The sequence below is a fragment of the Xenorhabdus sp. TH1 genome (assembly GCF_037260955.1).
Taxonomy (GTDB): domain Bacteria; phylum Pseudomonadota; class Gammaproteobacteria; order Enterobacterales; family Enterobacteriaceae; genus Xenorhabdus; species Xenorhabdus griffiniae.
In genome coordinates this window covers 1,181,443-1,207,976 of the sequence record NZ_CP147734.1, presented here as the reverse complement: position 1 = coordinate 1,207,976, position 26,534 = coordinate 1,181,443, and the positions used below count along the sequence as shown (strand labels likewise).

Here is a 26,534-nt window from a genome sequence, read left to right as displayed (position 1 = left end):
TACCTTGTTTTAAATGGTGATAATCAAATGAATAATAACGAGCTTTCATCTCTACCATTAGCGGAACGCAGAAGACTACTTGAGTTAGCCAAATCAGCAAAAATAACCCGCCAATCGACACAAAAGACAACAATCACGGCTCAACCGCGTGATAACGGCGTGCCATTATCCTGGACACAACAACGTTTATGGTTCCTTGCTCAGTTAGATCCTGCTGCACAAACGGCATACCATATGTCAGTAGGGTTGAACCTACAGGGAAAACTGAACCTGAATGCCTTGCAAGCAGCCTTGGATCGTATTGTGGCACGCCATGAAATTCTGCGTACCACTATCGTGACGGTAGAAGGCGAAGCCCAACAAATCATTCATGATGCAGATTGTGGTTTTCCCCTGATACAAGAAGATTTCAGCCAATCCTATTCCGCAGGAACAGACTCAGAACGACAAGCGGCTATTGAAAAAATCGCCTGTCTTGAAGCAAACCACCCTTTTGATTTTGTCCATGGCCCATTAGCACGGGGACGCTTGCTAAAACTGGCAGAAGATCAGCATGTCCTGCTGTTAACTCAACACCATATTATCTCTGATGGCTGGTCAGTCAGTGTCTTTATGCAAGAACTGTCCACACTTTATCGCGCATTCTGTCAAGGACAGCCTGATCCCATGCCCGCCCTGACCATTCAGTATGCTGATTATGTTCTCTGGCAGAAAAATGAGTTACAGGGAGAGGCGCTGGAAAAACAGGCCGAATTCTGGCGTAACACCCTGCAAGGTGCTCCCGCACTTCTGGAAGTACCTACCGACCGTCCACGCCCCGCGAAGCAAAGCTATACCGGCGGACGGGTTAATATTATTCTTCCCCCCGCATTACAGACCGGTTTAAAAGAACTCAGCCAGCGTCACGGAACTACCTTATTTATGACGTTATTGGCGGGATGGGCTACATTGCTTGGCCGACTGAGTGGTCAGGATGATATTGTGATTGGCACTCCCATCGCCAATCGCCAGCAGCCTGAATTAGCCCCTTTAATCGGCTTTTTTGCCAATACATTGGCGTTACGTGTGCAATTGCATAATAACCCTACTGTCAGTGAACTACTGGCACAAGTAAAAGAACAAGCAATCAATGTCTTTGTCCATCAAGATCTGCCCTTTGAACAATTGGTCGAGATCTTACAACCTCCGCGCAGCTTAAGTCATAGCCCCATTTTTCAGGTCATGCTGGCAACCAATAATACGCCGGGACAACGGCATTTTGAGCTGCCAGGATTGGTATTAGATGAGCGGCCATTAATCAGGGATAGTGCTTACTTTGACCTGACATTAACCCTGGATGAAACTGAAAATGGGTTAGTGGGTGATCTGGAATATGCCCGTGATCTGTTCGACCACGCCACGATTGAACGTATAGTCAGCCACTTAAACACCTTGCTGGCGGCAATGGTGGCTGATGATAGCCGGCACGTGGCTGAACTGCCGTTGATAACGCCCCAGCAACGCCAACAATTGTTGGTGGATTTTAATGACACAAACTTCACCTACCCACAAGATAAGTTGATCCACCAGCTCTTTGAACAACAAGCAGAATCAAGACCTGATGCTATTGCCTTGGTGTACCAAGATACGCAACTAAGTTATGCCGAACTAAACCAACGCGCCAACCAACTGGCCCACCGCCTGATTGCCTTTGGTATACGCCCAGATGACCGCGTGGCACTGTGTGTCGGGCGCAGCCTGGATATGATCATTGGCATGTTAGGCATTCTCAAAGCAGGGGCAGGTTACGTTCCATTCGATCCAGAATATCCTGCCGAACGGCTGGCTTATCAGTTATCAGACAGCACACCAAAATTATTGTTGACCCAAAAACAGTTACAGCCAAGTTTACCGCTGACGGAAGTGCCGTTCTGGTTACTGGATGATGAAAATTATCTAAATGTTGCGGCACAACAGCCGACCCATAATCCTGATGCTAGCCAGTCAGCACACCATCTGGCCTATATTATCTATACCTCCGGTTCGACTGGATTGCCTAAAGGCGTGATGCTGGAACACCGTAATGTCGTCAACTTTATTCATGCCCAACATCAAATCAGCCATCCCCAACCAGGGGATCGCATTCTGCAATTTGCGACCATGGCATTCGATACTTCCGTCTCAGATATTTTCCCGACCCTGACTGCGGGGGCAACTTTAGTCCTGCGTCCTGCCCATATCCGTGTACCGGATATAGAATTTATCGATTTTTTACAGCAGCAGAAGATCACCATTATGGATGTGCCGACTGCGTTCTGGCACCAATGGGTACAGGAGATGAAAGCCGATCGTACAGGTTTCAGCCCTTACCTGCATACGGTGATTGTCGGTGGTGAGAAAGCGGAATACCGCCATTGGGTAGATTGGCAATCATTGCCCGAAACGCAACGCTGCCGCTGGATCAACACTTATGGCCCAACTGAAACCACCGTGATCGTGACTTCCCTGATCCTAAATAGTGACACCCCTACCGAGATTATCCATAGCATTCCTATTGGCCGCCCCAATGCCAATTCCCGTATTTATATTCTCGATCCCTCCGGTCAACCTGTTCCTATCGGTGTCAGTGGAGAGATTTATATTGGTGGCGCCGGTGTCGCCCGTGGTTACTTAAACCGACCAGAACTGACGGCAGAACGCTTCATACCCGATCCGTTCAGCAAAGAAGCTAATGCCCGTCTATATAAAAGCGGCGATCTGGGGCGCTGGCTGCCGGACGGTAACATTGAATATTTAGGACGCAATGATTTTCAGGTCAAGATACGTGGCTTCCGTATTGAATTGGGAGAAATCGAAGCGCAATTGGCAGCTTGCGACGGAGTTAAAGATGTTGTCGTCATTGCCCGTGAAGAAACGGCTGACGACAAGCGTCTGGTTGCCTACCTGATACCACAACCTGGTGTTACGCTCACTCCTTCCCATCTGCGTGAACAATTGAGTATCCACCTGATGGAGCACATGATCCCCAGTGCATTTGTCATACTGGACACCTTCCCCCTGTCCGGCAGCGGTAAATTAGATCGCAAGGCTTTGCCTGCACCGGATCGTACTGCCATTGCCAGTCGTGAATATGAAGTCCCTCAAGGGGATATTGAGCAGAAACTGGCAGAAATCTGGCAATCCCTGCTGGGGCTGGAGCAAGTGGGACGTCATGACCATTTCTTTGAGTTGGGTGGTCACTCTTTACTGACAGTACAGATGGCAACCCGCTTGCGTCAGGTTTTCAACCGTAAAGTGGATTTGCAAGATCTATTTACTCATCCCATTTTGTCCGATTTGGCACAATCACTGGATACAACCAATCAACCATTACAACATGCCACACAACCGGTGATATTACCCGCCGACCGGCAACAAATTCTGCCACTTTCCTGGGCACAACAACGCCTGTGGTTCCTGGCGCAGTTAGATCCTGCCGCCCAAACGGCATATCACATCTCTGGTGGGTTACGTCTGCAAGGCCAGTTAAACCTGAATGCACTGCAAGCGGCTTTGGATAAGATCGTTGCCCGCCATGAAATTCTGCGCACAACGATCAAAATGGAGGAGGGTATTGTCCGGCAAGTCATTGCCGATGCGGAGCGTGGCTTCAAGTTAACCATTAAAGATCTCAGTCAGTTAACTGAGACAGAAAAACAGGCGGCTATTGATACCGCCGCTCAATTTGAAACTAACCATCCCTTTGATTTTGCCCTGGAGCCATTAATTCGCGGACAATTGCTAAAACTCGCCAATAATGAACATGTTCTGTTGTTGACTCAGCACCACATGATTTCGGATGGCTGGTCATTAAACATCCTGATATATGAATTCACCACCCTCTACCGTGCTTTCATTCAGGGGCAAAACGATCCACTGCCTGCACTGACAGTGCAATATGCTGACTATGCTCTCTGGCAGCAACAATGGCTACAGGGTGAAGTGCGGGAAAAACAGGTCAGTTTCTGGCGAGAAGCCCTGCAAGGCGCCCCGGCGTTACTGGAGCTACCAACAGACAGGCCACGCCCTGCGGTTCAGAGCTACCATGGCGATCAAGTGGCATTCACCCTTTCACCTGCATTAAGTGATGGCTTAAAGGCATTGAGCCAGCGCCATGGTGCCACATTATTTATGACATTGCTGGCTGCATGGTCAATCTTGCTTGCCCGCATCAGTGGTCAACACGATATTGTTATTGGAACCCCGATCGCTAACCGGCAGCACCGTGAATTAGAGCCGTTGATTGGTTTCTTCGCCAATACGCTGGCACTCAGGATAAAACTGGAAGATAACCCCACCGTTAGCACGTTATTGGCACAAGTCAAAGCCCATGCACTGGCAGCTTATGTACATCAAGACTTACCCTTTGAACAATTGGTCGAAGCGTTGCAACCGCCACGTAGCTTGAGTTATAGCCCGATATTTCAGGTTATGCTCGCGCTGGATAACACACCGATACAACAATCCCTTGAATTACCCGGTCTAGTGCTGGATGAGTTGCCGTTGGCCCGCAGAAGCACCCATTTCGATCTGTCACTTTCCATGAACGACACCAATAATGGGTTAGCTGGCGAATTGGAATACGCCAGTGATCTGTTTGATCGTGCCAGTATTGAACGGCTGGCACGCTACCTGCAAACCCTGTTAGCCGCGATGGTGGCTGATGATGCTCTGCGGATACAAGATTTACCGTTGCTGCAACCGCAACAACGCAAGCAGGTATTAGTGGATTTCAACCATACCGCTCAACCCTATCCACAAGACAAGTTGATCCACCAATTATTCGAGCAACAAGTGGAACAAACACCTGATGCGCTCGCATTAGTGTTTGGTGATGACCAACTCAGTTACGCCGAACTGAATCGTCATGCTAACCAACTGGCTCACCATTTGATTGCGTCTGGCGTCCGTCCCGATGACCGTATCGCTATCTGTGCCGACCGCAGTCTGGATCTGATCATTGGTCTGTATGGCATCCTTAAAGCGGGTGCGGGTTATATTCCCCTTGATCCAGAGTACCCGACAGAACGACTGGCTTATCAGTTGTCAGACAGCCAACCTGCCTGGCTGTTAACTCAGTGCCATTTACAGACACGTTTGCCGACGCAGGATATACCGACCTTATTGATGGATGATGACGCCCATCGTAACGCGGTGGCACAACAACCCACTCATAACCCTGATGTTCGCCAACTGGGACTGCAACCCCATCATTTGGCCTATATCATCTATACCTCCGGCTCCACGGGCAAACCCAAAGGGGTGATGCTGGAACACCGTAATGTGATGAACTTTATCCATGCGCAACGCCAGACCAGCCAGCCACAATGGGGTGATCGTATTCTGCAATTTGCGACCATCGCTTTTGATACTTCGGTATCCGATATCTTTCCGACCCTGGCCTCCGGCGCGACACTGGTTCTGCGTCCGCCTCATATCCGAATACCGGATATCACTTTTGTCACCTTCTTACGCGAGCAGAAGATCACCATCATAGATATGCCAACTGCCTTCTGGCACCACTGGGTACAGGAAATGATGGCAGGTCGCAGTGGTTTTAGCCCCTATCTGCACACCCTTATTGTCGGCGGCGAAAAAGCAGAACATCGTCATTTAATAAACTGGCTATCTCACCCGGAAACGCAATCCTGCCGCTGGATTAACTCCTATGGCCCGACTGAAACCACCGTTATTGCCACAACATTGAAGCTGGATAGCCAAAACCTGCAACAACTTGAAGGTGTGATCCCAATTGGTTATCCACTACCCAATACCCGAATTTATATTCTGGATACCCAAGGCCAGCCGGTTCCCATTGGGATTAGTGGTGAAATTCATATCGGCGGCGCAGGGGTGGCTCGTGGTTATCTAAACCAACCCGATTTAACGACAGAGAAATTTATTCCCGATCCCTTTAGTGAACAAACCGAAGCCCGTATGTATAAAACAGGGGATCTGGGACGCTGGTTGCCAAATGGCACCATTGAATATCTGGGGCGCAACGATTTCCAGGTCAAGCTACGTGGTTTCCGCATTGAACTGGGAGAAATTGAGACGAGACTGGCCGCTTGCGAAGGTGTCAGTGATGCGGTGGTGATTGCCCGTGCAGAGGAAAATGGTGATAAGCGCCTGATTGCTTACCTTATTCCACAATCGGGAGTGACCCTCAACCCAGCCTATCTGCGTGAGCAATTGAGCACCAGTTTGATGGAACATATGCTCCCCAGTACCTTTGTTATGCTGGATGCTTTCCCGCTAACCGCCAATGGCAAGCTGGATCGTAAAGCGCTGCCAGCACCGGATCGCTCTGCCGTTGTCAGCCGTGAATATGAAGCGCCGCAAGGAGACACGGAGCAAATCCTGGCGACAGTTTGGCAATCCCTGCTGGGTCTGGAGCAAGTGGGACGCCATGACAATTTCTTTGAACTGGGCGGACATTCTTTGTTGGTCGTTAATTTGATCGAAGAATTACGCCAGCATGATCTATTCCTTGATGTTAGTACCGTCTTTTCTGCACTCACCTTGGCTGCCATGAGCGCTCGTTTAAATCAAAATAGCGCACGGAGTCGCACCGAATTGGCTGTTCCGCCAAACCTGATCCGCGAAGACAGCCAGATTATTACCCCAGACATGCTGCCACTGGTGGCGTTGACACAAAACCAGATCGAGGAGATTGTCAACCTCGTTCCTGAAGGCGTTACCAATATTCAGGATATCTATCCACTTGGGCCATTACAGGCTGGTATCCTGTTCCACCATCTGCTGGAAACAGAAGGCGATATCTATCTGGATAATCAGCTTATGGCATTTGATAGCCGGACACGTTTAGATACGTTCTTACAGGTACTGCAACAAGTCATTGATCGGCACGATATCCTGCGTAGTGCGGTACATTGGCAAGAATTGCCAGAACCTGTTCAGATTGTTTATCGTCGTGCACCGCTGCCGGTTATTGAACACACGTTGTTAACGGAAGCGCAATTACGTCATCTCACCGACCCACACACGGTGCGAATGGCGATCACCAAAGCACCACTTCTGGCAGCACATATTACCCAAGATCCTGAATCTGGACAGTGGTTGCTCTCCTTATTGCACCATCATTTAGTGTGCGATCACATTTCATTAGGCATGATCTTCAATGAGATTAAGGCGATGATCTTGGGAGAAAGTGACACGCTGCCGGTTCCCCTACCTTATCGTAATTTTATCGCCCAGACCCGTAGTGTGCCGCAGGAAATCCATCAAGCCTATTTCCGCGAACAACTTGGGGATGTTGAAGAACCCACTTTACCTTTTGAATTACTTGATGATCTTAAAGAAACAAACCGCAATAAAATTGTAGAAAATACTGTCACACTGGATAACGAACTCGCCAATAACCTGCGTAACTGTGCCCGCCAACTCGGTATGAGTGCCGCAGTGCTGTTCCATGTCGCATGGGCGCACGTATTAGCCCGATGCAGTGGGCAAAACGATGTGGTGTTTGGCACAGTCCTGCTGGGACGCTTACAGGGGGGAGTGGGAGCTTCTGAAGTATTGGGTATGTTTATCAATACCCTGCCTATCCGTATTCGGTTACAGGGGCGTACCGTTAAGCAGGCAGTTCGGGAAACCCATCAACAACTCAGTGAATTGCTCGATCACGAGCAAGCGTCATTGGCTGTTGCTCAACGTTGCAGTGGCATCCAGGCACCATTACCGTTGTTTAACAGCTTGCTGAACTTTCGCCATAGCCCACGTAATAAATCTCAATCTGCATCGCTGGCATGGGAAGGTGTGCAGATACTTAGTGGTGAAGAACGCAGTAACTATCCACTGTCACTGGATGTCGATGATTTTGATGATGGATTTGCGCTCACTGCACAGTGCTATCAGCAAATTGATCCGGCGCGTATCAATACTTATATGGAGATGGCTTTAAGGGGAACGATCGCAGCCTTGCAACACGCGCCAGAACAGAAAATTGAATCGCTCGATATTCTGTCCCCAGAAGAGCGCACTGAGGTATTGGCAACATTTAACGATACTGCCGTTGATCTTCCGCCAAATGTTTTAATCCACCAACTGTTTGAACAGCAAGTTGAACGGACACCTGATGCCATTGCGCTGGTGTTTGGTGAAAGCCAATTGAGCTATGCCGAACTGAACCATCATGCCAATCAACTGGCTCATCATCTGATTGCATCCGGCGTGCGTCCCGATGATCGTATCGCTATCTGTGCTGACCGTAGTCTGGATCTGATCATTGGTCTGTACGGCATCCTTAAAGCAGGTGCTGGCTATATTCCCCTTGATCCAGAGTACCCCACAGAACGACTGGCTTATCAGCTATCAGACAGCCAACCTGCCTGGTTGTTAACTCAGCACCATTTACAGGCACGTTTGCCGACGCAAGATATACCAACCTTATTGATGGATGATGACGCCCATCGTAACGCGCTAGCACAACAACCTATTCATAACCCTGATGTTCGCCAACTGGGGCTTCAACCACACCATCTGGCCTATATTATCTATACTTCTGGCTCTACCGGACAACCCAAAGGCGTGATGCTGGAACACCGTAACGTGGTGAATTTTATCCATGCGCAACGCCAGACCAGCCAGCCACAATGGGGTGATCGTATTCTGCAATTTGCGACCATCGCCTTTGATACTTCAGTATCCGATATTTTCCCGACCCTGGCCTCCGGCGCGACACTGGTTCTGCGTCCACCCCATATCCGAATACCAGATGCGACATTTGTCACCTTCTTGCGCGAGCAGAAGATCACCATCATGGATATGCCCACTGCCTTCTGGCATCACTGGGTACAGGAGATGATGGCGGGGCACAGTGGCTTTAGCCCCTATCTGCACACCCTTATTGTCGGTGGCGAAAAAGCAGAACATCGTCATTTAATGAACTGGCTGTCTCACCCGGAAACGCAATCCTGCCGCTGGATTAACTCCTATGGCCCGACCGAATCTACCGTTATTGCCACAACCTTGACCGTAGATCATCTGACGATCGATAACACGCAAGTGCCATATCTCAATGACAATATTCCGATTGGTCGCCCATTACCCAATACCCGTACCTATATTTTGGATACCCTCGGTCAACCGGTTCCTATTGGTGTCCGTGGTGAAATTCACATCGCTGGTTCAGGTGTTGCACGGGGTTATCTGAATAAGCCAGAGATGACAGCGGAGAAATTTGTCGCCGATCCATTCAGCGCACAGCCAAATGCGCGCATGTACAAAACCGGTGACTTAGGACGCTGGTTGCCAAACGGTATGATTGACTATCTGGGACGCAACGATTTTCAGGTCAAGCTACGCGGCTTCCGCATTGAACTGGGGGAAATTGAAGCACAACTCGCCACCTGTGAAGGCGTCAGAGATGCTGTCGTCATCGCCCGTGAAGAAGAAACCGGCGACAAACGTCTGGTAGCCTACGTCATTCCACAATCCGGTTTCACACTAGAAGCCAATCGCCTGCGTGAACAACTCAATAACCGTCTGGCTAGTTATATGGTGCCTGGCGCGTTTGTTGTGCTGGAAGCCTTCCCGCTAACCGGAAGCGGCAAATTAGATCGCAAAGCACTGCCAGCACCGGATCGTTCCGCCATCGCCAGCCGTGAATACGAAGCGCCCCAAAGTGAAATCGAACAGCAAATTGCCGCTATCCTACAGAATTTATTGGGACTAGAACAAATAGGACGCCATGACAGCTTCTTTGATCTGGGTGGAAACTCCCTATCAATCATTCAGTTAATGGCAAGATTACGTGATGCATTCCATCTTGAAGTGTCTATTCAAGACATATTTACCCATCCAGAACTTTCTGAACTCGCCGAGCTTATCGCATCAAGACAGATCGAAACCTTTTTCGCACAAGAAGACATCGAATTGCTGCAAAAAGAATTGGAAAACTTGTCCGAAGATGAACTGCGTGCCCTGCTAAATGGAGATAATTAATTAAATGAGTAACAAAGAACTAAGCCTGTTTGAATTAAGGCAAGCGGTACTCCAGAAAAAAATTAAAGAACGCATTGAAAACCGTCAGATTGAGGAAAAAAAGCAGATCAGAGAAAAAAGGCACATTATCCCGAGAAACGCTGATCAGCAAACGCTTCCCCTCTCCTGGGCACAGCAACGCTTATGGCTTCTGGCGCAGTTAGATCCAGCAGCACAAACGGCATATCACATTCCAGGCGGTCTGCGTCTGCAAGGTTATCTGAATTTAGATGCCCTGCAAGCTGCATTAAACAGAATTGTTGCTCGTCATGAAATTCTGCGCACGACTATCAAGATGGTCGAAGGCCAAGCCCTGCAAGTTATTGGTAAACCAGATAGCGGCTTCTCTTTGGCAGTGGAAGAACTCAGCCATCTGCCTGCGGAAAAACAACAAATTACCCTCGAAGAGATAACCCAGCGTGAAACCAGCCAGCCATTTGACTTTGCGCAAGGCCCCCTAATCAGGGGGCGCTTGCTGCGACTGGCTGCAAATGAACATATCCTGTTATTAACCCAGCATCATATTATTTCCGATGGTTGGTCCCTTAACATCCTGATGCACGAGCTTTCCACGCTTTATCATGCGTTCAGCGAAGGACAAGGTGATCCCCTGCCCGCTTTGACACTCCAATATGCTGACTATGCCCTTTGGCAAAGAGAGTGGCTACAGGGAGAATTATTGGAAAAACAGGTGAATTTCTGGCGCGATGCGTTACAGGGTGCTCCTGCGCTTTTGGAACTACCGACAGACCGGCCACGCCCAGAGCAGCAAAGTTATGCCGGAGGGTATGTTGATATTACTCTGTCACCGGAATTAAGTAGTGGATTAAGAAGCCTTAGCCAGCGTCACGGGACAACATTATTCATGACCTTGATGGCGGGGTGGATTACTTTACTTTCCCGTCTTAGCGGGCAGAAAGATCTGGTGGTTGGCACACCTGTTGCTAATCGGCAATATAGCGAATTAGAGCCGTTAATTGGCTTTTTTGTTAACACGCTGGCTCTGCGCATTCAAATAGATGACAATCCAACGGTCAGCGCTCTGCTAGCCAGGGTCAAGGCACATGCACTCAATGCCTACGCACATCAAGATCTGCCATTCGAACAATTGGTGGAAGTGCTAAAACCACCACGTAGCCTCAGTCATAGCCCGATTTTTCAGGTGATGATGTCAGTGGATAATACCCCTGGACAGCAGAATATAGCATTGCCGGATATCACCATTAGTGAAATCAATCTGGCTGAAAACAGCTCGCATTTCGATCTGTCTCTCTCAATAAATGATACCGAAAATGGGTTAGTGGGTGGCCTGGAATATTCCAGTGATCTGTTTGACCCTGCCAGCGTTGAACATATCGCCAGTTACCTGCAAACCCTGCTGACCGCGATGGTTAAAGATGATTCGCAACCAGTGGAAAGTTTACCCCTATTGCAACCATACCAACGCACTCAAGTGTTAGATGATTTCAATGATACATCCTTCCCATATCCACAAACATTATTGATCCATCAACTGTTTGAACAACAGGTGGAACAAACCCCTGACGCTACCGCTTTAGTGTTTGGCGATAGCCAACTGAGTTACGCAGAGCTGAACCGTCATGCTAACCAACTGGCACACCATTTAATCGCTTCGGGTGTTCGTCCCGATGATCGCGTGGCAATCTGCGCTGATCGCAGTCTGGATATGATCATCGGTCTGTACGCCATTCTTAAGGCTGGCGCCGGCTACATTCCACTCGATCCGGAATACCCGGCTGAACGTCTGGCCTACCAGTTATCAGACAGCAAACCGGTGTTATTGCTGACCCAACAGCATCTACAGACTCATTTGCCAATACAGAATATTCCTGTCTGGCTGCTGGATGATCAATATAATCGGGATAACGTGGCAAAACAGCCAGCCCATAATCCCGATACTGATCAATTGGGACTGAAACCGCATCATCTGGCTTATATCATCTACACTTCCGGCTCTACCGGCCAGCCTAAAGGCGTGATGCTGGAGCATCGCAATGTGGTGAACTTTATCCACGCTCAACATCAAACCAGCAAACCACAATTGGGGGATCGTATCCTGCAATTTGCGACTATCGCTTTTGATACCTCGGTATCGGATATTTTCCCCACCCTGGCCTCTGGTGCGACACTGGTGCTGCGTCCGCCCCATATTCGGATACCGGATATGACTTTTGTCACCTTCCTGCGTGAGCAGAAGATCACCATTATGGATATGCCGACCGCTTTCTGGCACTTGTGGGTACAGGAGATGATGGCTGGGCGCAGCGGTTTTAGCCCCCACCTGCATACCCTGATTGTGGGGGGAGAAAAAGCGGAGTACCGTCATTTGATCAGCTGGCTGTCTCATCAGGAAACCCAATCCTGCCGCTGGATTAACTCTTATGGCCCAACGGAAACTACGGTGATTGCCACCACGCTGAAATTGGATCACCAAAATTTACCCCAGCTTAAAGGGGTTATCCCGATTGGTTATCCGTTGCCTAATACCCGTATTTATATTCTGGATACGCACGGCCAGCCGGTTCCCATTGGCGTCAGTGGTGAAATTTATATTGCCGGTGCCGGTGTAGCCCGTGGTTACCTCAATCGCCCCGATTTAACCGCGGAAAAATTTGTGGCGGATCCATTTAGCACACAACCTGATGCCCGTATGTACAAAACCGGCGATCTGGGACGCTGGTTACCCGATGGCGCAATTGAATATTTAGGGCGCAACGATTTTCAGGTCAAGCTACGCGGGTTCCGCATTGAACTGGGGGAAATTGAGACCCAACTGGTGGCTTGCGCAGGCGTCAGCGATGCCGTGGTGATCGCCCGTGAAGAAGAAAGCGGTGATAAACGTTTAATAGCCTATGTGATCCCGGAAACCGGCATGACACTTCGTCCGGCTGAATTACGCAAGCAACTGAGCAGCCGATTGATGGAGCATATGCTACCCAGTGCCTTTGTGATGCTGGATGCCTTCCCGATGTCCGCCAACGGCAAACTGGATCGCAAGGCCCTGCCAGCACCGGATCAAAGCGCTATTGTCAGCCGTGAATACGAAGTGCCACAAGGCGAAACTGAACAAACCCTGGCCGCAATCTGGCAATCCCTGCTGAATGTAGAACAAATCGGACGGCAAGATAATTTCTTTGAACTAGGCGGGCATTCACTACTCGTGGTCAATTTAATTGAGCAACTGCGTCTTCACGGCCTCTCTCTGGATGTCAACGCGGTCTTTTCTGCTCCCACACTGGCAGCCATGAGCACCCTAACTCGTCACCATGATACTCAATCCACGCCTCTACAGGACGTACCGCCTAACCTGATTAAAGAAGGCAGCACCACCATTACCCCAGATATGCTGCCACTGCTGGAATTGACCCAAGACCAGATAGATCAGATTGTTTCCCATGTAACCGGCGGTATCTCTAACGTCCAGGACATTTATCCATTGGGGCCATTGCAGGAAGGCATCCTGTTCCACCATTTGCTGGAAACGGAAGGTGATCTCTATCTGGACAACCATTTGATGATTTTCGACAGCCGGACACGGTTAGAGAGTTTCTTGCAAGCATTGCAGCAGGTGATTGATCGGCACGATATTCTGCGCAGCGCCGTTTACTGGAAAGCGCTTCTTAAACCCGTACAAGTCGTCTATCGTCATGCACCATTGCCCATTATTGAACTCACACTATCGACAGAAGAACCCCCAGAAACCCAGCTACGCCGCCTTACCGATCCCCGTGCAATACGGATGGCTATTACCAAAGCACCATTGTTAGCTGCTCATATAGCCAAAGATCCCGCTTCTGATAAATGGCTACTCTCCTTGCTGTATCACCACTTAGTTTGTGATCACATCTCACTGGATATGATATTCAGTGAAATACAAACCCTGCTTTTGGGGGAAAGTGACAATTTACCCACGCCGCTGCCTTACCGAAACTTTATCGCGCAGATCCGCAATGTGCCGTTGGCGGTTCACCAAAACTATTTCCGCCAATTATTGGGTGATGTGGAAGAACCCACTCTGCCGTTTGGGTTGCTTGACGTACAAGGTGGCAATCTCAATGAGATAGAGGAAAATGTTCTCACGTTGGATAGCAAGCTGGCTCAAAATCTCCGTGATTGTGCTCGCCAATTAGGTATGAGTGCTGCCGTGCTGTTTCATGTGGCCTGGGCACAGGTGCTGGCACGATGCAGTGGACGGAATGATGTCGTGTTCGGTACTGTTTTGTTGGGACGGTTACAAGGTGGGGTTGGTGCAGCCGAAGTGCTGGGGATGTTTATCAATACCTTACCTATTCGCGTTAAGTTACAGGCACGTACCGTTAAGCAGGCGGTACAAGAAACTTATCAGCAGTTAACCGCGCTATTGGAACATGAGCAGGCACCTCTGGCGGTTGCCCAACGTTGCAGTGGTATTCAGGCACCATTGCCACTGTTTAACAGTCTGCTGAATTTCCGTCATAGCCCACGCGAAGATGAACACGTGGCTGCAATGGCGTGGGAAGGTATTGATGAGATCGAGGATGAAGAGCGCAGTAACTACCCCTTATCCCTGGATGTGGATGATTTTGATGACGGATTTGCACTGACTGCACAATGCAGCCAGCAAATTAATCCGGTGCGCATTACTGCCTATATGAAGACGGCACTGGAAGGCATTGTGGCCGCGCTGCAATATGCACCTGAACAAGCCATTGAGACAATCGACATCCTGCCACGAGCCGAACGTATCCAACTACTGGAAACATTTAACGATAACGTCGTCACTTATCCGCAAGACGCCTTAATCCATCAACTGCTTGAACAGCAGGCAGCACGCACACCGGATGCGATTGCATTGGTCTTTGGTGAGAGCGAACTGAGTTATGCGGCACTAAACCGTCAGGCTAACCAACTGGCACACCAACTGATTGCCGCGGGGGTATGCCCCGATGATCGCGTGGCAATCTGTGTTGACCGCAGTCTGGATTTAATTATTGGTTTGTACGCCATTCTTAAAGCGGGAGCCGGCTATGTTCCGCTTGATCCCGAATACCCGGCCGAACGGCTGGCGTATCAACTGTCGGACAGCAAACCGGTGTTATTGCTGACGCAGCGTCATTTACAGGGGCTGTTGCCAATATCAGATATGCCTGTCTGGGTGCTGGATGATGAAAGCCACCGCAATAACGTAGCAAAACAGCCGATCCATAATCCGGATATTCAACTTCAACCCCATCATCTAGCGTATATTATCTATACTTCCGGCTCCACCGGCCAGCCCAAAGGCGTGATGCTGGAGCACCGCAATGTGGTGAACTTTATCCATGCGCAGCACCAAACCAGTGAGCCACAATCAGGGGATCGTGTCCTGCAATTTGCCACCATCGCCTTTGATACGTCGGTATCCGATATTTTCCCGACCCTGGCCGCCGGTGCGACACTGATTCTGCGACCGCCCCATATTCGGATACCGGATATGACTTTTGTCACCTTCTTGCGTGAGCAGAAGATCACCATTATGGATATGCCGACCGCCTTCTGGCACCTGTGGGTACAGGAGATGATGGCGGGACGCAGCGGTTTTAGCCCCTATCTGCATACCCTGATTGTGGGCGGTGAAAAAGCAGAATATCGCCATTTAATCAGCTGGCTGTCTCATCAGGAAACCCAATCCTGCCGCTGGATTAACTCTTATGGCCCAACAGAAACCACAGTGATTGCCACCACCCTGAAATTGGATCACCAAAATCCACCGTATCCCGAAGGGGTTATCCCGATTGGCTATCCACTGCCGAATACCCGTATTTATATTCTGGATACGCACGGCCGGCCGGTTCCTCTCGGCGTCAGTGGTGAAATTCATATCGGTGGTGCCGGTGTGGCCCGTGGTTATCTCAATCGCCCGGATTTAACCGCGGAAAAATTTGTGGCGGATCCATTTAGCACACAACCTGATGCCCGTATGTACAAAACCGGCGATCTGGGGCGCTGGCTACCCGATGGCGCAATTGAGTATCTGGGACGCAATGATTTTCAAATTAAGATCCGTGGCTTCCGCATTGAACTGGGGGAAATTGAAACCCAATTGCTGGCTTACGAAGACGTCAGCGATGCCGTGGTGATTGCCCGTGAAGAAGAAAGCGGTGACAAACGCTTAATTGCTTATGTGATCCCCAAAGCCGGCATCACATTAAAACCGGCGGATTTACGTGAACACCTCAGTGCCCGCCTGCTGGAATATATGTTACCCCGTGCCTTTGTTATGCTAGATGCCTTCCCGATGTCAGCCAACGGTAAACTGGATCGTCAAGCACTGCCGGCACCGGATCAAAGCGCTATCGTCAGCCGTGAATATGAAGCGCCACAGGGCGAAACCGAACAGAAACTGGCGGCAGTCTGGCAATCGCTGCTGGAACTGGAACAGGTCGGGCGCCATGACAATTTCTTCGAACTGGGCGGCCATTCCCTGCTGGTTGTCAGCCTGATCGAACAGTTGCGTCAGCAAGGGCTTTCTCTGGCGGTCAGCGCGGTCTTCGCTGCCCCCACTCTGGCGGCCATGAGCGCCCGCTTACATCAAAAGCAAGATGCAGCGCTAGCGGTTATTCCGCCTAACCTGATCCGCGAAGACAGCCCGCAGATTACGCCCGCTATGCTGCCACTGGTGACATTAACCCAGCCCCAAATTGACCGTATTGTTGACCATGTCCCGGGCGGTGTCGCCAATATTCAGGATATTTACCCGCTTGGCCCCTTGCAGGAAGGCATTCTGTTCCACCATTTACTGACCGAAACCGGTGACACCTATCTTGAAAATATTCTGATGCACTTTGACAGCCGGCCACGGCTGACGAGTTTCTTACAGGCATTGCAGCTGGTGATTGACCGGCACGATATCCAACGCAGTGCCTTCCACTGGCAGGAGCTTCCCATTCCCGTGCAAGTGGTCTACCGTCATGCGCCCCTGCCGATCACAGAGCTGACGTTATCCGCAGGAGAACGTGCCGAAATCCAGCTACGGCGTCTGACCGATCCAGACAGCATACGGTTAGATATTACTCAAGCGCCATTACTGGCCGCTTATATCGCCCGGGATCCTGACTCCGATCAATGGTGGTTAAGCCTGCTGCATCACCATCTGGTTTGTGACCATCTGTCACTGGAAATCATTTTCAGTGAAGTGCAGGCACTGATCCTCGGAGAAGCCACACACCTGCCCGCCCCATTGCCTTACCGCAATTTTATCGCCCAGACCCGTCAGGTGCCGATTGAAGTGCATCAGGCTTATTTCCAGCAGTTACTGGGGGACGTGGAAGAACCGACGCTACCCTTTGGGTTACTGGATGTGCAGGGGAATAGCCGCGATAAGCACGATAAAATCGTGGAAGATATTGTCACCTTAGATGAGGAACTGGCACAACAGATCCGGAATTGCGCCCGTCAATTGGGGATCAGTGCGGCCGTGCTATTCCATGTCGCCTGGGCGCAGGTACTGGCACAGTGTAGTGGCCGTGAAGATGTGGTATTCGGTACGGTGTTATTGGGCCGCTTACAGGGAGGGATGGGCGCTTCACAGGTGCTGGGGATGTTTATCAATACCCTGCCAGTCCGTATCCAGTTACAGGCCCGTACCGTAAAACAGGCGATACAGGAAACCTACCAGCGCCTGAGTGAATTACTGGATCATGAGCAAACCCCTCTGGCGATTGCCCAGCGATGCAGCGGTGTGCCAGCTTCATTACCACTATTTAACAGCCTGCTAAATTTCCGTCACAGCCCGCGTGATGAGGAAGTGGCGCATTCATTGGCTTGGGACGGTATTCAAGTGCTGGACAGTGAAGAGCGCAGTAACTACCCCTTATCCCTGGATGTGGACGATTTTGATGATGGATTTGCACTGACTGCACAATGCAGCCAGCAAATTAATCCGGTGCGCATTACTGCCTATATGAAGACGGCACTGGAAGGCATTGTGGCCGCGCTGCAATATGCACCTGGGCAACCTATCCACGCTATCGATATATTGCCACGGGCCGAACGTACCCAACTACTGGAAACATTTAACGATACCGTTGTTGAGTATCCGCAAAACACCTTAATCCATCAACTGTTTGAACAGCAGGCAGCACGCACACCGGATGCAATTGCATTGGTCTTTGGCGAAAACGAACTGAGTTATGCGGCATTAAACCGTCAGGCTAACCAATTGGCATACCAACTGATCGCCGCGGGGGTATGCCCCGATGATCGCGTGGCAATCTGTGTTGACCGCAGTCTGGATTTGATTATTGGTCTGTACGCCATTCTTAAAGCGGGGGCTGGCTATGTTCCGCTTGATCCCGAATACCCGGCCGAACGTCTGGCGTATCAACTGTCGGACAGCAAACCGGTGTTATTGCTGACACAACGCCCTTTACAGGGGCTGTTGCCAATATCAGACATGCCTGTCTTGTTGCTGGATGATGAAAGCCAGCGCAATAACGTAGCAAAACAGCCGATCCATAATCCGGATATTCAACTTCAACCCCAACATCTGGCGTATATTATCTATACTTCCGGCTCCACCGGCCAGCCCAAAGGCGTGATGCTGGAGCACCGCAATGTGGTGAACTTTATCCATGCACAGCACCAGACCAGCGAACCACAATCAGGGGATCGTATCCTGCAATTTGCGACTATCGCCTTTGATACTTCGGTATCCGATATTTTCCCTACCCTCGCATCGGGCGCAACACTGGTACTGCGCCCTGCTCATATCCGTGTACCGGATGCAGAATTTGTCAATCTGTTAAATAAGCAGAAAATCACTATCATGGATATGCCGACCGCCTTCTGGCATCAATGGGTACAAGAGATGATGGCGGGACGCAGTGGTTTCGGCCAATATCTGCGCACCGTTATCGTCGGTGGCGAGAAAGCGGAACTGCGCCATTTAATCAGTTGGCAATCTATACCTGAAACGCAATCCTGCCGTTGGATTAACTCTTATGGTCCTACCGAAACCACGGTCATTGCGACCACATTAAAAGTGGATGGAACGAGTACGCCATCGACTGATATCACCGATAATATCCCGATTGGCTATCCACTGCCCAATACCCGTATTTATATTCTGGATACATTTGGGAAGCCGGTTCCTCTCGGTGTCAGTGGTGAAATTCATATCGGTGGCGCCGGTGTGGCTCGTGGTTATCTCAATCGCCCTGATTTAACCGCCGAAAAATTTGTGGCGGATCCATTTAGCAAACAGCCCGATGCCCGCATGTACAAAACCGGCGATCTGGGGCGTTGGCTATCCGATGGCGCGATTGAATATTTAGGACGCAATGATTTTCAGGTCAAGCTACGCGGGTTCCGCATTGAACTGGGGGAAATTGAAATTCGTCTGGCGCAATGTCAGGGAGTACAAGATGCTATTGTCCTGATCCGAGAAATAACATCTGATGATAAACGTCTCGTTGCATATGTTCAGCCTGAATCCGGTGTCAACTTGGTTCCCAGTGAACTGCGTCAGCAACTTGCTCAACAGCTTGCCGAGTTTATGCTACCCAGTGCATTTGTGATCCTTGACGCTTTCCCGCTTACCTCTAACGGCAAAATCGACCGTCAGGCATTCCCTGCTCCCGATCAATCTGCCATCGTAACCCGTGATTATGAAGCCCCCCAAGGTGAGGTTGAAATTACACTGGCTCAAATTTGGCAAGATCTGCTGGGAGTGGAGCGTGTCAGCCGCCATGACCATTTCTTTGAGTTAGGAGGCCATTCACTGCTTATTTTGAAAGCCGGCTCTTTAGCAATAGAAAAACTTGGGCTTCAGCAGAATATGATGGCAAGCTTGATGACGTTTACCACTATCAAAGAACAAGCCCGCGCCATTGAAGATCGAGATAATCTCCATGCTGGTTCTATGGTCGGCCTGTCACAAAACCTCAAAGCAACACCGCTGTTCTTTGCGCCCGGCGCTGGAGGACACGTGCTCTATTTGCGGGAATTGGCGACAGCATTGGAAGGTGTTTATTCCGTTTGGGGTATGCAATCACCAGAGTTAGATGGACGTAGTGATCCCTCATCATACCTTGAGGCAATGGCCAGCGTCATGATCGATGAGCTTAAGAAAGTTCAACCAACTGGCCCTTATTACTTAGGTGGACACTCTTTCGGAGGCTGGCTCGCATTCGAAATGGCCCGACAACTCCTCCAACAGGGTGAAAGCATTGGCTTACTGGCTTTAGTCGATAGCAAATCCCCTTTGGAGGACGTAACCCAAAGGATCGAGTCAGAATGGTCTCATAGCCGCTGGCTGGCCGAGTTTGGCAATGCGTTTGCTGCATTAGAGGGAACAGAGGAAAACTTTACCGAAGAAGAATTTCAATCCATGACAGAAGAAGCGCAACTCGATAACTTGCGACTTCGTCTCATTGAAGAGAAACTCTTGCCTCCTCAACTTGAATCTAAGGAAATCTCGGCTCATTTACGCGTCTTCAAAGCACACTATTTGGCAACTTATCAGCCGCAAGAACGCTATCCCGGAACACTCCATCTGTTTCTGGCTAGCGATGGCCAAGATTATGAAGGCCAAGCCGAAAGCATTATTGATGGATGGCAAACACTGGTTGCTGGGAAAGTTATCTCCGAAACTTTATCCGGTGATCACATCACTATTATGCGTCAACCTTTCGTTCAAGGGTTAGCATCGGCCATAGCGAGTGTAAATATAATTCCATAAATTTCTGGCAGCCAATGGCTGCTCCGCTAACAACAAACCTCGTTATTCTCAACGAGGTTTTTCGATATTTATCCCAATCTAACTTCAAGATGAAGCTTGCAAATCAATGTGATTGTTTATATCTCCCCGCTACGCGGGGAGATATAAGACGCATCTTGAAAGGCGATTGGTATAATGCGTATATTAATAGAGAAGAATATAAATTAAATAAATATATTTTAAAGACAAGAGCCAATATAAGAGACACCCATTATCTTGACATATAAACTAAGCTTCTTATCCTTGATATTCCTTCCACAACCAAAAATAAGGGGAATATTTATTATGCCTAAAGATAAATTAACCAATGGCGCTATATTTTATACCGGAAAAAATTATACTGGGGCGTGTTATGAATACCCAGAAAATAGTACAGAGATCAATCTAATTGGCACGCCATTAAATGATAAGTTTCTTTCCGTTGAAATTGGAACAGGTTCTATTGTATTCGCCTGGCGGCATGGCAATGACAGTCAACCCGGACAAATTTATCGTGAATGGGATACAAGCCAGCCAGATATCAGCGATATTAAAGGGTTATCAAAGTTTATTGTCTCACCCTCAAATCGTGATTTACTCGCAGTAAAATTAATTAATGAATCAGGTATCGATCAAATATTTAGGGCTAATATTCAGACTTATAAAATTCCCAATCCTGTAGATTGCTATTCAAATGGAGATTATGAAATTGTTGGTTTAATCCCCAAAGATGGTCAACAATATGTTACATTCGTTGTTGTCTTTGATCAGAATAATATTCCAGTCACGCAAGGATCGGTTTATTTTACATACAATGGTACAGATCTTGATATCGTTACTTATGATACGACTAAACCACATCATATGCGATTTGAAAAAGTAGATGGTTATCATTTTATATTCTTCTTGGAAAAATTTTCTGACAATAAATAAAGCCGAAATATTAAATTAACAACCTGCTATTCCGTTTATTAAATTTTAATAAAAAAGGAGTATGTATATTTATAATACATACTCCTATTTTAAATGATTATTGAATATCAACAAAAGATCCTCATTTCCGTAACCAATAATTGTCAATGATAATTAAAACGACGTCACTTGATTATTACGTGCTAACCATAAAGAGAGCGCTTTCAGTGAATCCTGGGTGAACTCATCACAACGGGCCGTGATTTCTTCCGGTGTTAGCCAGTAAACTGCAGCGATTTCTTCTTCCTGCAATGCAAATGGCCCATGACTAACACAACTGAACAAACCACCCCATATACGACAAGTGTCCTCTTCATAATAAAAAATCCCATGCTCGGCAAAAGGAACGCCTGCAATCCCCAGTTCTTCTTCTGCTTCCCGACGCGCGGCTTCAAGCAAAGTTTCTCCCGCCATCACGACACCACCTGCCGTTGCATCTAATTTTCCCGGATAAAAATCTTTCGTTTCTGTACGATGCTGAATCAGGATTTTGCCCATTCCATCATGCACGACAATATAAGTAGCACGATGCCTCAAGTTCTGCGCTCTCATCTGCTGGCGAGACGATTGCGCAATGACTTCATTGCCTTCATTGACGATATCAATCCATTCAATATTTGCTGATTTTTCTTGCATCATTCTAAAAACCTTTTATCAATCAGTTGCCTGTTACTTTTTTGCAGTAAATTTATAACATTTATAAATAAACGATGGTAAGGTAACATCGTTACATTTTTCAGAAAGTTATTATCGCTGGAGGTTATATGATAGATCTGTACTATGCGCCAACCCCAAATGGCTACAAAATCACTCTTTTTCTTGAAGAAGCCGGTATTCCTTACACTATCTACCCCATCAATATCAGCACTGGCGAGCAGTTCAAACCTGAATTTCTCACCATTTCACCCAATAACAAGATCCCGGCTATTGTCGATCATCAACCCGCCGATGGGGGAGAGCCTGTCTCTATCTTCGAATCAGGAGCTATTTTACTTTATCTGGCAAATAAAACAGGCCAGCTATTAAGCAAAGATTTGCGTGAACGTACCGAACAATTGCAATGGCTGTTTTGGCAAGTTGCCGGCTTTGGCCCAATGCTCGGTCAAAATCACCATTTCAACCGCTACGCTCCAGAAGTTGTACCTTATGCCATTAATCGCTATGTGGAAGAATCAAAACGTTTATACAAGGTGCTAAACACTCAACTGGAAAAAACGTCTTATCTCGGCGGAAACGAATATAGTATCGCAGATATTGCCACTTATCCGTGGGCAAGATGCTATGAATACCAAAAAATCGACCTACAGGATTATCCGGCGGTTGCTAAATGGCTGGATAAGATCAGCCAACGCCCGGCAACACAAGCCGCCTACGCCGATAAGGGAGCTTAACTCCATATAACCTGATGACGAGATATTTCACCATAAAACTTGATATTGGTAACAGATAACCGCATATTTCGCTGCCGCTTAAGCTATCCCTTGTTATAGTCCAATGTGCAATTATTTTTTGTTACAGGGGGTGGCTATGCGTATCTTAATTACGGGGGGAACAGGGTTAATTGGTCATCGCTTGGCCTGCCAATTAATTTCGCTCTCCCATTCCATCACCATTTTGAGTCGTTCACCACAAAAGGTGTATTCTCTGTTTTCTGATCGCGTTGACTGTTGGACAACGTTGAATGACCAACACGATCTTAACGGCTTTGATGCTGTTATCAATCTTGCTGGCGAGCCTATTATCAATAAACGATGGACATTGAAACAAAAAGAGAAACTCTGTCAAAGCCGCTGGCAGATCACCGAGCAATTGAGCAAGCTAATCAAGGCCAGTGAATCTCCGCCATCTGTATTTATTTCCGGTTCGGCCGTTGGCTATTATGGTGATCAGAAACAAGCAGTCGTTACCGAAAACGATCTTCCTCACAATGAATTTGCCCATCAGCTTTGTGAACGTTGGGAGCAACTTGCCCTACAAGCTCAAAGTGACAAAACTCGCGTATGCCTATTACGTACGGGCATTGTCTTGGCTCCCGAAGGGGGAACATTACAAAAAATGCTGCCACTGTTCCGGTTAGGTTTAGGGGGAGCTATCGGCAATGGCAAACAGTATATGCCGTGGATACACATTGACGATATGGTCAATGGTATTTATTACCTGCTGGTATCACCTGAATTACAGGGCGCCTTCAATATGACGTCGCCTTACCCTGCTCATAATGAGCTGTTTAGTGCCACACTCGCGACTGTGTTACATCGCCCTGCTTTTATACATATTCCTGCATGTGTGTTAAAAGCAATGATGGGAGAAGCCGCAGAGTTAGTCCTGGGTGGTCAACAAGCTATTCCGAAAAGACTGGAAGAAGCCGGATTTGGTTTCCGTTATTTTCAACTGGAAGAAGCCTTGCAAGATGTCATAGAGGGAAAAGACAATACTTAATCAATCTATACGCATTAAACTTCAAATTGCCATTTACAACACGCTATGAAACCTGATGTCTCCCCGCAAAGCGGGGAGACATCACTCGCATCTTAAAGTGAGATTAGTATATCTTGAACAAGGGTAAGATAATAAACGATATGCTGTTATGATTTCTTCACAACAGCATATTGACTCAACTTAAATGCCATATCCAATGGGCTTAGCGCCCTGCCAACGGTTAAACAGATCTTCTGGCAAGTCAATATCAAATTGATCAAGCACACGGTTAACCGTCTGGTCGATAATATCCTGAATATGTTCAGGACGATGATAAAATGCCGGAACAGGTGGCATGATCACCGCCCCAATTTCCGCGGCCTGCGTCATTAATCTCAAATGCCCCAAGTGCAAGGGAGTTTCCCTCACTCCCAGCACTAGCTTGCGCTTCTCTTTCAAAACAACATCCGCAGCACGGGTAATTAAGCCATCAGTGTAACTATGCACAATGCCTGATAGGGTTTTTATGGAACAAGGCAAAATCACCATACCCAGTGTCTTAAAAGAGCCAGAGGAAATGGATGCGGCAATATCACGATTGTCATGTACAACATCTGCCAAAGCTTGTACATCTCGCAGCGTATAGTCCGTCTCCAATGCCAAAGTCTGTCGGGCTGATTGGCTGATCACTAAATGCGTTTCAATGCCTTCTATTGGTCGCAAAACTTGCAGCAACCTGACACCATAAATCGCACCACTCGCGCCGGTCAGCCCGACAATCAATTTTTTCATGTTTTCCTCTGAGATTCTGGCTATAACTGCATGATAATAACAATATTATCCTTCATTATATATTTCCAGATCCTCTATTTCGCTCTGTCCACGCACTTTCATTGCATCGTCTTTGCGTAGATTTTCCAGGTAGTCGAGGTAACACTGGTCAATGTCTTTCGTGACATAAATACCATCAAATACAGAGCACTCGAATGTTTCAATATCAGGGTTTTCTTCCCGGACAGCCTGGATAAGATCGTGGAGGTTTTGGTATATCAGGGCATCAGCACCAATGATCTGACGAATTTCATCCACTTCCCGACCGTGAGCTATCAGTTCATTGGCATTCGGCATATCAATACCATAAACATTCGGGAAGCGAACTTCCGGTGCCGCCGAAGCAAAATAGACTTTCTTGGCTCCCGCTTCGCGCGCCAGTTCAACAATCTGCTCAGACGTGGTTCCACGCACGATGGAATCATCCACCAGCAAAACATTTTTACCCCGGAATTCAGCGCGATTAGCATTCAGTTTACGACGAACAGACTTACGTCGCTCTTGCTGACCAGGCATGATAAAGGTACGCCCGACATAACGGTTTTTGACAAATCCCTGGCGATAGGGTTTATCCAGAATATGGGCGATTTCCAATGCGATATCACAAGAGGTTTCCGGTACGGGAATAACGACATCAATATGTAAGTCTTCCCATTCACGGGCTATTTTTTCCCCCAATTTCCGCCCCATCCGCAACCGGGCGTTATAGACCGAAACCTTGTCAATAAAGGAATCCGGGCGAGCGAAATAGACAAATTCGAACAAACACGGTGTTAATGACGGATTTTCTGCACACTGGCGAGTAAACAGTTGCCCGCTTTCAGTGATATAAATCGCTTCCCCAGAAGCCACATCACGCAGGAACTCAAAACCCAATGTATCCAGCGCCACACTTTCCGACGCCACCATGTATTCATTGCGGCCATCTTCCCGTGTTTTCTTTCCCAGCACCAGAGGACGAATGCCATGTGGATCACGAAAAGCCACCACCCCATGCCCAATAATCATGGCAACACACGCATAAGCGCCACGAATTTTTTTGTGCATTTTTGCGACTGCCGCGAAAATATCATCAGGCTCTAAAGGGAAATGGGGAAATTGGGCTAATTCATTGGCAAAAATATTCAGTAGAATTTCAGAGTCTGAGGTTGTGTTGACATGACGGCGGGCATTTTCAAACAGCATTTTTTTCAATTCATGTGCGTTTGTCAGATTACCGTTATGTGCCAACGTGATACCAAAAGGAGAATTCACATAAAAGGGCTGCGCTTCAGATGCACTGGAACTGCCCGCCGTAGGATAACGGACATGCCCAATGCCGATGGTTCCCTGTAAACGTAGCATGTGCCGTGTTTCAAACACATCTTTGACTAAACCATTCGCCTTACGTAAACGAAACTCATTGTTACCATCAATAGTTGCAATACCTGCTGCATCTTGTCCACGGTGCTGAAGCACCGTCAATGCATCATAAATCGACTGGTTAACCGGTGTAAAACCGACGATACCGACAATACCGCACATGTAGCCTTTCCTCATCAGCCAAGCGGAG

The 26,534-nt window shown here is 48.3% G+C and carries 8 protein-coding genes; 5 read left to right on the top strand and 3 right to left on the bottom strand.

Annotated elements, in window-relative coordinates:
* The first annotated feature begins 27 nt into the window (after positions 1-27).
* The 3 genes from WDV74_RS05340 (at position 28) to WDV74_RS05330 (ending at position 21,694) form a co-directional block, all read left to right on the top strand.
* Entirely contained in the window at positions 28-9,984 is a 9,957-nt protein-coding gene (locus WDV74_RS05340; RefSeq protein WP_338885026.1) for an amino acid adenylation domain-containing protein, read from the top strand.
* Positions 9,985-9,988: 4 nt separating this feature from the next.
* The gene (locus tag WDV74_RS05335; RefSeq protein WP_338885025.1) at positions 9,989-20,743 is read left to right on the top strand and encodes an amino acid adenylation domain-containing protein; all 10,755 of its coding nucleotides are present in this window, start codon (positions 9,989-9,991) and stop codon (positions 20,741-20,743) included.
* Between the two features lie 324 nt (positions 20,744-21,067).
* Positions 21,068-21,694 (top strand): beta/gamma crystallin domain-containing protein, encoded by a 627-nt coding sequence (locus tag WDV74_RS05330; RefSeq protein ID WP_338885023.1) that lies wholly within the window; start codon positions 21,068-21,070, stop codon positions 21,692-21,694.
* Positions 21,695-21,847: 153 nt separating this feature from the next.
* Here the strand turns inward: WDV74_RS05330 and yfcD are convergent, their stop codons facing one another.
* The gene (yfcD, locus tag WDV74_RS05325; protein ID WP_338885022.1) at positions 21,848-22,372 is read right to left on the bottom strand and encodes an NUDIX hydrolase YfcD; all 525 of its coding nucleotides are present in this window, start codon (positions 22,370-22,372) and stop codon (positions 21,848-21,850) included.
* 125 nt (positions 22,373-22,497) lie between these two features.
* On the opposite strand from yfcD, the gene WDV74_RS05320 reads away from it, so the two are divergent.
* Both WDV74_RS05320 and WDV74_RS05315 read left to right on the top strand, forming a co-directional pair.
* The gene (locus WDV74_RS05320; RefSeq protein ID WP_338885021.1) at positions 22,498-23,124 is read left to right on the top strand and encodes a glutathione binding-like protein; all 627 of its coding nucleotides are present in this window, start codon (positions 22,498-22,500) and stop codon (positions 23,122-23,124) included.
* A gap of 136 nt (positions 23,125-23,260) precedes the next feature.
* The gene (locus WDV74_RS05315; protein WP_338885020.1) at positions 23,261-24,172 is read left to right on the top strand and encodes a TIGR01777 family oxidoreductase; all 912 of its coding nucleotides are present in this window, start codon (positions 23,261-23,263) and stop codon (positions 24,170-24,172) included.
* A 180-nt stretch (positions 24,173-24,352) separates the two neighbouring features.
* Here WDV74_RS05315 and WDV74_RS05310 read toward each other — a convergent pair whose 3' ends face one another.
* Together WDV74_RS05310 and purF are read right to left on the bottom strand one after the other, a co-directional pair.
* Positions 24,353-24,943 carry a UbiX family flavin prenyltransferase gene (locus WDV74_RS05310; RefSeq protein ID WP_338804900.1) on the bottom strand — a complete coding sequence of 197 codons (591 nt, stop codon included), beginning with the start codon at positions 24,941-24,943 and terminating at the stop codon, positions 24,353-24,355.
* 45 nt (positions 24,944-24,988) lie between these two features.
* Positions 24,989-26,506, bottom strand: a complete 1,518-nt coding sequence (gene purF / locus WDV74_RS05305; protein ID WP_273558284.1) for an amidophosphoribosyltransferase — start codon at positions 26,504-26,506, stop codon at positions 24,989-24,991.
* Positions 26,507-26,534: the final 28 nt, after the last annotated feature.

Bases quoted from the DNA above. Each gene is read 5' to 3' on its own strand.
- WDV74_RS05340 (WP_338885026.1), top strand. From the start codon at position 28: ATGAATAATAACGAGCTTTCATCTCTACCATTAGCGGAACGCAGAAGA.
- WDV74_RS05335 (WP_338885025.1), top strand. From the start codon at position 9,989: ATGAGTAACAAAGAACTAAGCCTGTTTGAATTAAGGCAAGCGGTACTC.
- WDV74_RS05330 (WP_338885023.1), top strand. From the start codon at position 21,068: ATGCCTAAAGATAAATTAACCAATGGCGCTATATTTTATACCGGAAAA.
- yfcD (WP_338885022.1), bottom strand. From the start codon at position 22,372: ATGATGCAAGAAAAATCAGCAAATATTGAATGGATTGATATCGTCAAT.
- WDV74_RS05320 (WP_338885021.1), top strand. From the start codon at position 22,498: ATGATAGATCTGTACTATGCGCCAACCCCAAATGGCTACAAAATCACT.
- WDV74_RS05315 (WP_338885020.1), top strand. From the start codon at position 23,261: ATGCGTATCTTAATTACGGGGGGAACAGGGTTAATTGGTCATCGCTTG.
- WDV74_RS05310 (WP_338804900.1), bottom strand. From the start codon at position 24,943: ATGAAAAAATTGATTGTCGGGCTGACCGGCGCGAGTGGTGCGATTTAT.
- purF (WP_273558284.1), bottom strand. From the start codon at position 26,506: ATGTGCGGTATTGTCGGTATCGTCGGTTTTACACCGGTTAACCAGTCG.